Genomic DNA, 12,887 nt, shown 5'->3' with positions numbered 1-12,887 from the left:
TGACATCAGATCAGATACTGCTTCGTGATGATTTCGCCCAGCCTGGAATTGTCGGTGATAAATTCCTGAATGAATTCATGCACGCCATGCTGGAAGATGTCGTTCATGTTGCTGTGTTCCAGCCGGTTGCGGATGCCGCGGGCGTGGCGCTGGGCCGGGCCCTGGCGGCCATAGGCGACGCCGATCTGGTCGAGATTGCGCACGAGATTCTCGTAGCAGCTTGCCAGCGAGCGCGGCAGCGTGCCGTTGAGGATGAGCAGGTCCGCGACCAGCCACGGTTTCAGCGTCTCGCGGTAGACCCAGTGATAGGCCGTCAGCGCCGACACCGAACGCAGGATCGAGCTCCACTGATAGAAGTCGAGCGGGCCGCCGACGTGCTCCTCTTCCGGCAGCAGCACGTGATACTTCACGTCGAGAATGCGCGCGGTGTTGTCGGCGCGCTCCAGATGCAGGCCGAGGCGAGAGAACCAGTAGGCGTCGTTGCGCAGCATGGTCCGGTAGGCCGAGCCGTCGAAGCGCAGCGAGGTCTCCTGCACGAAACGCAGGAACTTGGCGAGGTCCTCGCGCGTCGAGGTGCCCTTGCTCCAGACCGCCTGAAGCTCGATCCAGGCCGAGTTGATGGTGTCCCACATCTCGCTGGTCAGCGCGGTGCGCACCGAGCGCGAGTTCAGTCGCGCCGCCTCGATGCAGTTCCTGATCGAGGATGGATTGTCCACGGAGAACGAGAGGTAGTCGACGACGTTGTGCTCGTTGGCTTCCTCGTAGGTCTGATAGAAGCTGGCGGCGACGCCGGCGGTGAGCAGCGCCGAGTCCCATTCATTGGTCTTGCCGACATAGGCGGCGGGAAGCGCGGTGACGCGCAAGGTCGCATCGATGGTGCGCGCGAGATATTCGGCCCGTTCGACGTAGCGGGCGAGCCAGTAGAGGTTTTCGGCGGTACGCGACAGCATCTGACTACTCGTCCAGGATCCAGGTGTCTTTGGTGCCGCCGCCCTGGCTCGAATTCACCACCAGGGAGCCTTCCTTCAGCGCAACACGTGTCAGGCCGCCCGGCACGATGGTGGTGCTCTTGCTGCCGGTGAGCACGAAGGGCCGCAAATCGACATGGCGCGGGGCAAGGCCTGACGCCGTGCAGGTCGGGCAGGTCGACAGCGCCAGCGTCGGCTGCGCGATGAAACCTTCCGGCTCGCGCTTGAGCTTCTCGCGGAACGCTTCGATTGTCGCTTTCGTCGCGGCAGGCCCGATCAGCATGCCGTAGCCGCCGGAGCCGTGCACCTCCTTGACAACGAGCTCGCTCAGATGATCCAGCACATAGGCGAGGTCCTTCGGCTCGCGGCAGCGCCATGTCGGCACGTTCTTCAGGATCGGCTCCTCGCCGAGATAGAATTTCACGATATCCGGCATGTACGAGTAGATCGCCTTGTCGTCGGCAATCCCTGTGCCGACGGCGTTGGCGAGCGTGATGTTGCCGGCCGCATAGGCCGACATCAGCCCGGGCACGCCGAGCGCGGAATCGGGACGGAAGGTGAGGGGATCGAGGAAGTCATCGTCGACGCGGCGATAGATCACGTCGACCCGCTTCAGCCCTTCCGTCGTCCGCATGAACACTTCGTTGTTCTTGACGATGAGATCGCGGCCCTCGACCAGCTCGATGCCGAGCTTGTCGGCGAGGAAGGAGTGCTCGTAATAGGCCGAGTTGTAGACGCCTGGGGTGAGCAGGGCGACGGTCGGCTCGCCCGAGGCGCTGAGCGGCGCGACGGAGCGGAGCGCCGAGAGCAGCTCGTCCGGATAGCGCTCGACCGGCGCCACCTTGTGGCGGGCGAACAGATCCGGAAACAACCGCATCATGATCTCGCGGTTTTCCAGCATGTAGGACACGCCGGATGGCGTCCGCGCATTGTCCTCCAGCACGATGAAGTCGTTGGCATCGACCCGGACGATGTCGATGCCGGCGATGTGCACATAGACGTCGTGTGGCACCTGCTGGCCGTTCATCTCGGGCCGGAAGACCGGGTTCTGGAAGATCAGATCGTCGGGCACGATCTCGGCGCGCAGGATGTCGCGGCCATGATAGATGTCGCGCAGGAACATGTTGAGCGCGCGCACGCGCTGCTTCAGGCCCTTCTCCAGCAGTGCCCATTCCTTGCCCGACATGATCCGCGGGATCACGTCGAAGGGAATCAGGCGCTCGGTGGACTCGGCCTCGCCATAGACCGCGAAGGTGATGCCGATGCGGCGGAACAGGAGCTCGGCTTCCTGGCGGCGATATTCAAGCGCCTCGGGAGGCGTCTCCTTGAGCCAGCGCGCCAGCTCCTGATAGGCGGGGCGAAGGTCCCCGCCGGGAATATTCATTTCATCAAACGCGACTGCCATAGATCCCGACTTGTCTCCGCAAGGCGTTGCGCCATTGGACAGGTCGCCAGGCCCTGGTGAAGCCGCAACGTCCTGGCCATGCAGCAAGAGTGCATGACTCTGAGGTGGTAGCAAGGGCCGGGCCAGCGCGATATGCATGGACTGACAGCATTTGGCGGGCATGGCCGCGAGCATGCCTGAAAAAATGGCTGAGGACTGCTTATTTCGACAGCAAAACCGCGTGACTTCAACGCGTTACCTCGGCAAAGTCGGCGCCACAGGTGAGGGACTTAAGTTATGAGCGAGATCGTCACGGCGGGCATTCTGGTCATTGGGGACGAAATCCTGTCCGGCCGGACCAAGGACAAGAACATCGGCTTCATCGCCGAATACCTGACCAATATCGGCATCGATTTGAAGGAGGTCCGGGTCGTCTCCGACGACGAGCCCGACATCATCGCTGCCTTGGATGCACTGCGGCATCGCTACACCTACGTCTTCACCACCGGCGGCATCGGGCCGACCCATGACGACATCACCGCCGACAGCGTCGCCAAGGCGTTCGGCGTCGGCATCGACCACCACCCGGAGGTGGTCGCCCGTTTCAAGGAGCGTTGGAGCGAGCAGGACCTCAACGAGGCCCGCTTGCGCATGGCCCGCATCCCCGATGGTGCCGAGCTGATCCAGAGCGCAACCATCCTCGCGCCCGGCTTCAAGATCGGCAATGTCATCGTCATGGCCGGCGTGCCCTCGATCATGCAGGCGATGATGGACATCGTCTCGCCCAAGCTGAAATCGGGCGTGCGCATGCTCTCCGAATCGGTCCGCGCCAATGCGCGGGAAGGCGACATCGGCAGCCCCTTGCGCGCGATCGCTGCCGCCCATCCCGACACCATCATCGGCAGCTACCCCTTCATGGACGAAGAGCAGAAGCCGAATACGAACCTCGTGGTGCGCTCGCGCGATGCGGACAAGCTCGCGGCAGCCATGGCCGCGGTGAAGGACATGCTGGCGGGATTGAACATCACTCGTTAGCAGGCATGTTGCCGGCAGGCGAAGCAGGAGACGACAATGGCTGGTGAAGCACCGGAACTCAGTGCACAGGAGCGGGCGGGCAGGGCCTTCCCGGTCTCGTGGGACCAGTTCCATCGCGACTGCCGGGCGCTGACCTGGCGGCTCAACGAGGTCGGCCCGTTCCACGCCGTCATCGCGATCACCCGCGGCGGCCTGGTGCCGGCCGCGATCGTGGCGCGCGAGCTTGGCGTGCGCATCATCGATACGGTCTGCGTCGCCAGCTACGACCACGACAAGCAGGGGGACCTCCAGGTCCTCAAAGGCATTTCGGACCAGGCCATGAAGCTTGGTGGTGGCACCGGCAAGGGGCTATTGATCGTCGACGACCTCGTCGACACCGGCAAGACCGGCAAGCTGGTGCGCGAGATGCTGCCCGATGCGCATTTTGCCACCGTCTATGCCAAGCCGAAGGGCCGCCCGCTGGTCGACACCTTCATCACGGAAGTCTCGCAGGATACCTGGATCTTCTTCCCCTGGGACACCGCGCTGTCCTACCACCCGCCGCTGCGCGACGGCGCGGCGTGACCAAGTGGGAATGGCGAGGGGCGAATGGCGAGTAGTGAATCCCCAATTCGCAATTCCCCATTCGCCACTCGCCCGCTCCAAAACCGCGTCACACCGCTCGGCGACATCATCGCTACCCCGCATCGCGGCCTCTTCACCGGCAATCGCGGCATCATCCATGATCCCGCAACGAAGACGCTGCTGAACAAGCGCTGGTCGTCGCCGGCGTGGATTACATGCCTGTGTGAATTCCGCGGCTGGCGCCGGCCGGTGATGGCGCGGCGGAGCTGGACCGAGCTGTTCTTTCTCGACGAGGCCACCGCCTTTGCCGCGGGTCATCGTCCCTGCTTCTTCTGCCGGCGCGAGGATGCCAACCGCTTCCGCGCGGCGTGGGAGACGGGGAATGGCGTCAGCAAGGTGAGTGCGAAGGCGATGGACGCCCAGCTGCACCTGGAGCGCCTGGATCATGGTCGCAAGCGCCTGCACGCCCTGCCGGTGCCGGCGGCAGAATTGCCCGATGGCGCGATGGTGCAGCAGGGCGAGGAGAGCTTTCTGGTGGTGCAGGGCAGGGCGCTGCAGTGGTCGCCAGCGGGCTATGCCCGCGCCGAGCACGAGCTGGACAGCCCAATGCTGCTGACGCCCCCGTCCACACTGCATGCGCTGCGAGCCGGTTATCAACCGGCACTGCATCCGACGGCTCTGGATTAGCAGAGCGGCCCGCGGATCCCAGCCATCACCCCAGCTTCTCCCGCGCCAGCGCGGCGCCTGCGCCGAGCGCCATCAGCTTGGCTTCGGCGATCTCGCGCCGCATCGGTGCCATGCCGCAATTGGTGGTGGCGATGATGTTGCTCTTGGGCACGAATTTCGACACCGCGTCGATCACCTTCACGACATCCTCCGCAGTCTCCACCGTGTCGCTCGCAACGTCGATCACGCCGGCCTGCACGATCTTGTTCTTGAGCAGCGCCAGCAGGTCGAGCGGCACTTTCGAATTGCGGCATTCGATCGCGACCTGCTGGATCGGGCTGGCGTCGATCGCCGGAAAGATCTGCTCATACTGCCGCCATTGCGCGCCGAGCGTTTCCTTCCAATCGGTGTTGGCCTTGATGCCGTAGCCGTAGCAGATGTGCACGGCGGTGGCGCAGGTCAGGCCTTGCGCAGCGCGCTCCAGCGCCTTGATGCCCCAATCGTTGACCTCGTCCATGTAGACGTTGAAGGCGGGTTCGTCGAACTGCACGAGATCGACGCCATCGGCCTGCAAGGCCTTGGCTTCCTCGTTGAGCAGCTCGGCGAAGGCAAACGCCATCTTGACGCGATCGCCATAGTAGCGATCGGCAATGGTGTCGATGATGGTCATCGGGCCGGGCAGAGTGAACTTCAGCTTCCTCTTCGTGTGCGTGCGCGCCACGCGCGCCTCGAAGGCGTGCACGCGATCCTTGAGGCGGAGCGGCGCCACCACCTGCGGCACCATCGCCTTGTAGCGGTCCTTGCGGATGCCCATCTCGACCTTGTGCGCGAAGTCGATGCCTTCGATCTTCTCCAGAAAACCGTGCACGAAATGCTGGCGGGCCTGCTCGCCCTCGGTGAGGATGTCGATTCCGGCGTCCTCCTGGATCTTCAGCCAGATCAGTGTCGCGTCGCGCTTGGCGCGGAGCAACTCGTCGCCCTGCGACTTCCAGGGCGCCCAGAGCATGTTGGGTTCGGCAAGCCATTCCGGCTTCGGCAGGGAGCCGGCGATCGTGGTTGGAAACAGCATGGCGGCCCTCCGGCAGGTTGTGTTGCGCCCCTTCCTGCCATGTCCTAACGTCAAGGTACAGAACAACAAAAGTCGCTCTCTATTCCAGCGGCGGCGATGGGAAATACCAAGGGATAGGTCATGATCGACCTCTATTACGCGCCGACGCCGAACGGCTGGAAGATCTCGATCATGCTGGAGGAGCTCGGGCTTCCCTATACCGTGAAGCCCGTCAACATCCGCGCCGGCGAGCAGTTCAGCCCCGAGTTTCTGGCGATCTCCCCGAACAACCGCATCCCTGCGATCGTCGATCACGCCCCCGCCGACGGCGGCGGGCCGTTCTCGGTGTTCGAGACCGGCGCAATTCTGATTTATCTCGCGGAAAAGACCGGTCGTTTCTTGCCCGCTGACTTGCGCGGCCGCTCCGCCACCATCCAGTGGGTGATGTGGCAGATGGCCGGCCTTGGGCCGATGCTCGGCCAGCACGGGCATTTTGCGCTCTATGCGGCGGAGAAGATCCCCTATGCGATCGAGCGCTACCGCGACGAGGCCGCCCGGCTCTACGGCGTGCTCGACCGGCAGCTGGAGAAGACCGGCGCCTATGTCGCCGGCGGTTATTCCATCGCCGACATCGCCTGCTTCCCCTGGACCATGACCCACAAGGCGCAGGGCTTTACGCTCGATGACTTCCCGAACGTCAAACGCTGGTATGCCGAGGTCCGCGCAAGGCCGCAGGTGCAGGCGGGGCTTGCGATCGGAAAATTCGTCAAAGAGCCCTTCGACGAGGAATCACGCAAGATCATGTTTGGCCAAAGGGCTAAGGAAGTGCTGGGAAGGAAGTGACGGCCACGCCGTCATTCCGGGGTGCGACCAAGTCGCGAGCTATGGTGCGCAATTGCGCACCCGAGAATCCATCGGGCCGCAGAGCCAGGAGCGAAATGGATTCCGGGCTCCCGCCCAAGAGGGCGCGCCCCGGAATGACGAGAGCAAAGGAAACGCTATGATCGAATTCTTCTTCGACTGCTCCAGCCCCTGGACCTATCTCGCCTTCCACAACATCCAGCCGCTCGCCAGGGAGCTGGGCGCCGAGATCGTCTGGCGGCCGATCCTGGTCGGCGGCATCTTCAATACGGTCAATCCGAGCGTCTACGCCCAGCGCGAGACGCCGGTGCCGCTCAAGGCGCGCTATATGAAGAAGGACCTTCAGGACTGGGCGCGCTCCGCAGGCCTCGCGATCAAGATGCCGCCGACCGTGTTCCCGGTGAACAGCGTCAAGGCGATGCGCGGCTGCGTCTGGTTGGCCGCGGACATGGTGCCGTTCGCGACCGCATTGTTCGAGGCCTATTGGGGGGACGACAAGGACATCTCGCAGGACGCGGTGCTGGCGGAGATCTGCAAGAAGGTCGGCGTCGACGAGGCAAAATTCTTCGCAGGCATTTCGGAGCAGGGGATCAAGGATCAGCTCAAGGCGAATACGGAGGAGGTCGTTGCCCGCGGCGGCTTCGGCTCGCCGACGATCTTCGTGAACAAGACCGACATGTATTTCGGCAACGACCGCCTGCCGCTGATCCGCGAGGCGCTCAAGCGCAGCAAGGCGAGCGCGGCCTGATGGTGCGCGCCGTCGTCTGCCGCGCGCTCGGCACGCCCGAAACATTGCGGCTGGAAGAGTTTCCGCCGCACGCCCTGAAGCCGGGCGAGGTACGGGTCGCAATCCGGGCCGCCGGCCTGAATTTCCCTGATGTGTTGATGGCCGCCGGCCAATATCAGCTCAAGCCGGAGCTGCCGTTCACGCCCGGCATGGAAGCGGCCGGCGATGTGACCGAAGTGGGCGCGGAGGCGGGGGGCGTTGCCGTTGGCGACAAGGTCATCGTGAAGATGCGGCACGGCGCATTCACCGACGAAGCCATCGTGACGCCGTCGCAGCTCACCCCGATGCCGTCGACGTTCGACTACGCCGAGGCTGCGACTTATCTTGCCGGTCATGGCACGGCCTATCACGCACTGATCGATCGCGGCCGGATTGAGCCGGGGGAGGTGCTGCTGGTGCATGGCGCCGGCGGCGGCACGGGATTGGCCGCCGTCGAGATCGGCAAGATGCTGGGCGCGACCGTGATCGCAACCGCATCCAGCGACGAGAAGCTTGCCATCGCCAAGGCGCGCGGCGCCGATCATCTCATCCGCTATGACCGCGAGCCATTTCGCGACGCCGTCAAGCGCGTCACCGATGGTCGCGGCGCGGATGTTGTGTTCGATCCCGTCGGCGGCCAGGTTTTTGAAGATTCGATGCGCTGCATCGCTTGGGGCGCGCGACTGCTGGTGATCGGCTTCACCGGCGGCATCGGCTCGGCCAGGACCAACCTCCTGCTGATCAAGGGCGCCAGCGTGCTCGGCGTGCGCGCCGGCGAAGCGGTACGAAAGAACCCTGCGCTCGGGCAGGTGCGCCTGAAGGCGCTGCTGCAATGGGCAGAGGAGGGCAAGCTGCGCCCCAACGTCTCACACCGTCTGCCGCTGCAAGATTATGCGAAGGCAATGCGGCTCTTGATCGACCGCAAGGCGATCGGGCGTGTGGCGCTGATGATGGACTGATCGACGGTGCCGCACTGGTGAGCAGTTACCGCCTATCTTTTTCTCACTCGTATAAGGAGTTTTCTTTACCAGTCTGATCCTATCACGAGTACGAAAATCGCGAACTCGAATGATGTTCAGGAATATAAGAATAATTCATCGCATCGCTCTGGCGGCACTGCTGCCTCTTGCGACGCTCGCTGCGCTCGCCCTGTACGATATTTCCGCCAAATGGACCGTGCGTTCGGAAATGGGGGACATGCAGCCAGTCGTGGATGGGGTCGGCAAGTTGAGCAGCCTGGTCCACGAGCTCCAGCGCGAACGCGGACTGTCCCTGACCTTTCTGAGCAGCAAGGGCGCACAATTGGGGGCCGAGCTCCAGCAGCAGCGTGGCCGCACCGACGCGGGACGAGCAACAGCACTTGGTGCACTGGCGGATCTTGCGCGAGAAGGAAGCGGCCGGCTCAGCTCTGCAAGCCAGGCGGCAGCTGAGAGCCTTGGGCGTCTGGATTCGCTGCGCGAACAGATCGATCGGCAGACGATTGCTCCGGCCGCCGCGGCGGGTGCCCTGACGGACATCGTGGGCCGCTTGATCACGGTGACATCAGGAATTTCCAAGCTTGCAACGGACGACGAGATCTCGCGGGCGATTGCCGCGCATGCCAACCTGGTGGAAGCCAAGGAACGTGCCGGACTGGAACGTGCGACCGTCGCCGGCGCGATCGCTGCCGGACGTTTCGAGCCACAGGCCTATGTCAGGGCGATCGGCCTCGCGGCCGCGCAGGACAGCTTTCTTGCCTCCTTCCGCGCGGTCGCTTCGTCCCGGGCGAAGGATCTGTTCAGCTCGGAATTGTCGGGGCCCGCGATCGACAAGTTCGAGGGCATGCGCAAGGTGGTTGAGCGGGGCGGGCTCGCGGGCGAGTTTGGTTCGCTCGACAGCAAGTCCTGGTTCGAGGCTGCGACGGTTCGAATCGATCTGCTGAAGAAGATCGAGGACGGGCTCGTGACGGAGCTTACCGGCCTGATGGCGAAGAAGAAGTCCGAAGCCACTCTGAGCCTCGGTCTCGTCACCGCGCTGTCTCTGCTCGCCCTGCTGACCAGCATGGTGACCGCGGCGATGATGGCGCGCGGCATCACCATGCCGATCGGTCAGCTCGCCGGCACCATGGCGCATCTTGCCGACGGCAAGCTCGACCAGCAGGTCGACGGGACCGACCGTACGGACGAGATCGGAGCGATGGCGTGCGCGGTCCAGTTCTTCAAGGACAGCCTGGTCCGGAGTGTCGAGTTGAACGCGAGAGAACGCGAGGCGGCTGCGCAACGGGCCGCTCGCGCGACGCGCATCGACGAGCTCTCCGATCGCTTTGACATCGACGTCGCCGAGGTGATCGAGACCGTCATATCCGCATCGTCCCAGCTGGAGGCGACCGCGGCCAGGATGAGCCGGTCCGCCGGTCAGACCAGCGACGAGGCGGCGAGTGTGGCAGGCGTGACCGAGGTTGCGTCGGCGAACATGCAGACCGTCGCTGCGGCGACCGAGGAATTGTCCAGTTCAGTCGCCGAGATCGGACGCCGCGCGACACAGTCGGCGCAGGTTGCGGAGAAGGCCGTCGCCGAAGGCCGGCGTACCAACGCGACCGTGCAGGGTCTCTCGTCGGCGACGGAAACGGTCGGCGATGTGCTCAAGCTGATCAACGAGATCGCGAGACAGACGAATCTCCTGGCGTTGAACGCGGCGATCGAGGCGGCGCGTGCGGGACAGGCGGGCAGGGGATTTGCCGTCGTGGCGGGCGAGGTGAAGAGCCTTGCGGAGCAGACGTCGAAGGCGACCGATGATATTCGCGATCAGATAGCCGCCATTCAGACGACCTCCGGACAGGCCGTGAGCGCGATCCACGGCATCACGGCGACGATCGAGGAGATCAACGAAATCACCTCGTCGATCGCCGCTGCGGTGGTTCAGCAGGATGCCGCCACGCGGGAAATCGCCCGCAATGTTCAGGAGGCCGCGCGAGGGACCGGCGAAATCTCACAGAGCATCCAGGGTGTCAAAGTCGGTTCGAGCGAGTCCAGTGCCGCGGCAGGCGAAGTCTTCGACGCCTCCGAGGAACTGACGCGTCAGTCGGAAAACATGCGTCAGTTCGTCGAGACCTTCATCCGCGCCGTCAAGGCGGCGTAGCTTCGCTATTTGTAATCCCGTTCCGTCCACCATGGGAAATAGTCCGGCATATCGCTGGACACCTTGTTCTTGAACTGAGCGGGGCGCTTTTCCAGGAACGACACCACGCCTTCCTTGACGTCGTCTGAACGGCCGCGGGCGTAGATGCCGCGGCTGTCGACCTTGTGGGCCTCCATCGGATCGTCGGCGCCCATCATGCGCCACATCATCTGGCGGATCAGCGCGACCGACACCGGTGCGGTCTTCGCCGCGAATTCCTTGGCGAGCGCGCGGGCGGTCGGCAGGAGATCATCGGGGGCAACGACCTTGCTGACGAGACGACCCGCGAGCGCTTCCTGGGCCGGGAACACGCGGCCCGAATAGCACCATTCCAGCGCCTGCGAGATGCCGACGATGCGCGGCAGGAACCAGCTCGAGGCCGCCTCCGGCACGATGCCGCGCTGAGAGAACACGAAGCCGAAACGCGCGGCGTCGGAGGCGATGCGGATGTCCATCGCGAGCTGCATGGTGACGCCGATGCCGACCGCGGGACCGTTCACGGCGGCAATGACGGGCTTGAGGCACTTGAAGATGCGCAAGGTCACCTGGCCGCCGCCGTCGCGCACCTGCGGATCGCTGTAATCGACCTTGCCGTCGGCGGAGCGTTTGACGGGTCCGCGCCGCGCGTCGCGGTCGAAGGTATCTGCACCGGAGGAAAGATCGGCGCCCGCGCAAAAGCCGCGGCCGGCGCCGGTGACGATGATGGCGCGGACGTTGTCGTCCTTGTCGGCGGCGTCGAACGCGTCGATCAGCTCTGCCTGCATCTGCGCGTTGAAGGCGTTGAGCTTGTCGGGCCGGTTCAGCGTGATGGTGAGAATCTGCTCGGCGACCTCGTATTTGATCGTCTCATACGCCATGGTGGTTTCCTTCCTTGTTTCTTTATCGGTCTCTCTACCACGTCATTCCGGGGCGCGCGAAGCGCGAGCCCGGAATCCATCTCTCGGCATCAGTAGTGCCGATGAATGGATTCCGGGCTTGCGCCAAGAGGGCGCAACCCGGAATGACGACGGTGCGATTAGTTAGCCGGCGGCTTCGGCCAGGGCCGCTGCTGGCCGCGCAGGCCCTCAAAAGCCTTGGCCATGCCGAGCACGCCGATGTCGTCGAATCGGCGGCCGACGATCTGCACGCCGATGGGAAAGCCCTTGGCGTCGAAGCCGCCGTTGATTGAGACCGCCGGGTTCTCCGACATATTCCACGGCACGGTATAGGCGATATGCTCGAACGGCCTCATGGGATCGTTGGTCGGCGAGGCCCAGTCGGCCGGATAGTTCACGTTCGGCGCGGTTGGCGAGATCACGTAATCGAGCTCGCAGAACAGCTTCGACGCCGCTGCGCGGATCGCCATGGTCTGGTTGAAGCCGCGGATGACATCGACACCCGAGAGCTTGGCGCCGGACTCGCCCCATTTGAAGATATAGGGCAGCACCTTCGCCTGTTCGGCCGGCGTCAGTTTTGACAGATCGTCCCACATCCGCGCGCGCCAGAAATTGTCGAGGCCGTCGAGCATCTCGCGGGTCAAAATGCCGTTGACCTCGGTGACGACGGCGCCAGCAGATTCGAACGCCTTTGCGGCTTTCACGGCAACGTCGCGGACGGACCTTTCTGCTGGCAGGCCGACGCCGGCATCGAGCATCAAGCCGATGCGCAGCTTGCGCGGAGATTTTTCCAGCCCCTTCCAGTTGAGCGGCTCGGCGGGCAGGCTCATGCCGTCGCGCCGGTCGGGCTTTGCGATCACGCTCATCATCAGCGCGCAATCGTCGACCGTGCGGGTCATCGGGCCGGCGACGCGGCCGACATAGGTCGGGTCGATCGGCACGCGGCCAAAACTCGGCTTCAGCCCAACGAGGCCGCACCAGCCCGCGGGTAGGCGGACCGAGCCGCCGATATCGGTGCCGAGATGTAGCGGACCGTAGCCGGCCGCGGCCGCCGCGCCTGCGCCCGCGCTGGACCCGCCGGGATTCTTGGAGAGGTCCCAGGGATTACGCGCGAGTGCGTGGAAACTGGAGAGCCCGGACGACAGCATGCCGTAATCGGGCATGGTGGTCTTGGCGAAGATGACCGCGCCGGCCTCGCGCAGCCGCGCGGCGGGCGGGGCGTCCTTCTCGGCCGGCACGAGCTTGACGCTGGCGGCGCCCAGCGGCACCGGCACGCCTTTGGTCGCGATGTTGTCTTTCACGGTGACCGGCACGCCGTCTAGCGCGCCGGATGGCTCGCCGCCGGTCCAGCGCGCGGTCGAGGCCTTTGCGGCCTCGCGCGCGCTGTCGGGATCGAACGCATAGAGCGCCTTCAGATGCGGCTCCCACGCAGCGACGTGCGTGAGCAAATCCTCCAGCACCTCGCTCGGCGAGAATTGCTTGGCGCGATAGCCCGCGATCAGATCGACCGCGGACAGATCGTGCAGCGAGGTGACCGCCTCTTCGACGCTCTTTTTATGCATCG

Annotated in this window: 12 protein-coding genes; 7 read left to right on the top strand and 5 right to left on the bottom strand. The window is 64.4% G+C overall.

Annotated features, from left to right (window positions below; translation table 11 throughout):
- Positions 1–5: 5 nt before the first annotated feature.
- Together AABA86_RS08355 and AABA86_RS08350 are read right to left on the bottom strand one after the other, a co-directional pair.
- Positions 6–950 (bottom strand): alpha-E domain-containing protein, encoded by a 945-nt coding sequence (locus AABA86_RS08355; RefSeq protein WP_338306424.1) that lies wholly within the window; start codon positions 948–950, stop codon positions 6–8.
- 4 nt (positions 951–954) lie between these two features.
- Positions 955–2,373, bottom strand: a complete 1,419-nt coding sequence (locus AABA86_RS08350) for a circularly permuted type 2 ATP-grasp protein (protein ID WP_028141190.1) — start codon at positions 2,371–2,373, stop codon at positions 955–957.
- Between the two features lie 276 nt (positions 2,374–2,649).
- Between AABA86_RS08350 and AABA86_RS08345 the strand changes: the two genes are divergently transcribed.
- Genes AABA86_RS08345 through AABA86_RS08335 form a run of 3 tightly spaced genes read left to right on the top strand, consistent with a single transcriptional unit; the run spans position 2,650 to position 4,638 of the window.
- Positions 2,650–3,387, top strand: coding sequence for a competence/damage-inducible protein A (locus AABA86_RS08345; RefSeq protein WP_212251602.1), 738 nt, complete (start codon positions 2,650–2,652; stop codon positions 3,385–3,387).
- 36 nt (positions 3,388–3,423) lie between these two features.
- Entirely contained in the window at positions 3,424–3,951 is a 528-nt protein-coding gene (gene gpt / locus AABA86_RS08340; RefSeq protein WP_338306423.1) for a xanthine phosphoribosyltransferase, read from the top strand.
- Between the two features lie 24 nt (positions 3,952–3,975).
- On the top strand, positions 3,976–4,638 hold the full coding sequence (locus AABA86_RS08335; RefSeq protein ID WP_338306422.1) for a hypothetical protein: 663 nt from the start codon (positions 3,976–3,978) through the stop codon (positions 4,636–4,638).
- 25 nt (positions 4,639–4,663) lie between these two features.
- On the opposite strand, the gene AABA86_RS08330 is transcribed toward AABA86_RS08335, so the two are convergent.
- Positions 4,664–5,686, bottom strand: coding sequence for a methionine synthase (locus AABA86_RS08330; RefSeq protein WP_338306421.1), 1,023 nt, complete (start codon positions 5,684–5,686; stop codon positions 4,664–4,666).
- 120 nt (positions 5,687–5,806) lie between these two features.
- On the opposite strand from AABA86_RS08330, the gene AABA86_RS08325 reads away from it, so the two are divergent.
- The 4 genes from AABA86_RS08325 (at position 5,807) to AABA86_RS08310 (ending at position 10,409) form a co-directional block, all read left to right on the top strand.
- Positions 5,807–6,508, top strand: coding sequence for a glutathione S-transferase N-terminal domain-containing protein (locus AABA86_RS08325; protein ID WP_212251596.1), 702 nt, complete (start codon positions 5,807–5,809; stop codon positions 6,506–6,508).
- A gap of 157 nt (positions 6,509–6,665) precedes the next feature.
- Positions 6,666–7,274, top strand: a complete 609-nt coding sequence (locus tag AABA86_RS08320; RefSeq protein ID WP_212251594.1) for a 2-hydroxychromene-2-carboxylate isomerase — start codon at positions 6,666–6,668, stop codon at positions 7,272–7,274.
- Positions 7,274–8,251 (top strand): NADPH:quinone oxidoreductase family protein, encoded by a 978-nt coding sequence (locus AABA86_RS08315; protein WP_338306420.1) that lies wholly within the window; start codon positions 7,274–7,276, stop codon positions 8,249–8,251. The genes AABA86_RS08320 and AABA86_RS08315 overlap by 1 nt, the downstream gene beginning before the upstream one ends.
- 238 nt (positions 8,252–8,489) lie before the next feature.
- Positions 8,490–10,409: a methyl-accepting chemotaxis protein gene (locus tag AABA86_RS08310; RefSeq protein WP_338306419.1), complete on the top strand. Its 1,920-nt coding sequence runs from the start codon at positions 8,490–8,492 to the stop codon at positions 10,407–10,409.
- Between the two features lie 5 nt (positions 10,410–10,414).
- Here the strand turns inward: AABA86_RS08310 and AABA86_RS08305 are convergent, their stop codons facing one another.
- Complete coding sequence (locus AABA86_RS08305; RefSeq protein WP_338306418.1) at positions 10,415–11,305, bottom strand: crotonase/enoyl-CoA hydratase family protein; 891 nt, start codon at positions 11,303–11,305, stop codon at positions 10,415–10,417.
- A gap of 158 nt (positions 11,306–11,463) precedes the next feature.
- On the bottom strand, positions 11,464–12,885 hold the full coding sequence (locus tag AABA86_RS08300; RefSeq protein WP_338306417.1) for an amidase: 1,422 nt from the start codon (positions 12,883–12,885) through the stop codon (positions 11,464–11,466).
- Positions 12,886–12,887: the final 2 nt, after the last annotated feature.

The organism is Bradyrhizobium sp. TM233, from assembly GCF_036247965.1.
Lineage (GTDB): Bacteria > Pseudomonadota > Alphaproteobacteria > Rhizobiales > Xanthobacteraceae > Bradyrhizobium > Bradyrhizobium ottawaense.
Note: the sequence above shows the minus strand (reverse complement) of the source record. Positions and strands in the feature narration are given on the sequence as shown.

Excerpts from the sequence above, each read along its gene's own strand:
- AABA86_RS08355 (WP_338306424.1), bottom strand. The coding sequence starts at position 950 with ATGCTGTCGCGTACCGCCGAAAACCTCTACTGGCTCGCCCGCTACGTC.
- AABA86_RS08350 (WP_028141190.1), bottom strand. The coding sequence starts at position 2,373 with ATGGCAGTCGCGTTTGATGAAATGAATATTCCCGGCGGGGACCTTCGC.
- AABA86_RS08345 (WP_212251602.1), top strand. The coding sequence starts at position 2,650 with ATGAGCGAGATCGTCACGGCGGGCATTCTGGTCATTGGGGACGAAATC.
- gpt (WP_338306423.1), top strand. The coding sequence starts at position 3,424 with ATGGCTGGTGAAGCACCGGAACTCAGTGCACAGGAGCGGGCGGGCAGG.
- AABA86_RS08335 (WP_338306422.1), top strand. The coding sequence starts at position 3,976 with ATGGCGAGTAGTGAATCCCCAATTCGCAATTCCCCATTCGCCACTCGC.
- AABA86_RS08330 (WP_338306421.1), bottom strand. The coding sequence starts at position 5,686 with ATGCTGTTTCCAACCACGATCGCCGGCTCCCTGCCGAAGCCGGAATGG.
- AABA86_RS08325 (WP_212251596.1), top strand. The coding sequence starts at position 5,807 with ATGATCGACCTCTATTACGCGCCGACGCCGAACGGCTGGAAGATCTCG.
- AABA86_RS08320 (WP_212251594.1), top strand. The coding sequence starts at position 6,666 with ATGATCGAATTCTTCTTCGACTGCTCCAGCCCCTGGACCTATCTCGCC.
- AABA86_RS08315 (WP_338306420.1), top strand. The coding sequence starts at position 7,274 with ATGGTGCGCGCCGTCGTCTGCCGCGCGCTCGGCACGCCCGAAACATTG.
- AABA86_RS08310 (WP_338306419.1), top strand. The coding sequence starts at position 8,490 with ATGCAGCCAGTCGTGGATGGGGTCGGCAAGTTGAGCAGCCTGGTCCAC.
- AABA86_RS08305 (WP_338306418.1), bottom strand. The coding sequence starts at position 11,305 with ATGGCGTATGAGACGATCAAATACGAGGTCGCCGAGCAGATTCTCACC.
- AABA86_RS08300 (WP_338306417.1), bottom strand. The coding sequence starts at position 12,885 with ATGCATAAAAAGAGCGTCGAAGAGGCGGTCACCTCGCTGCACGATCTG.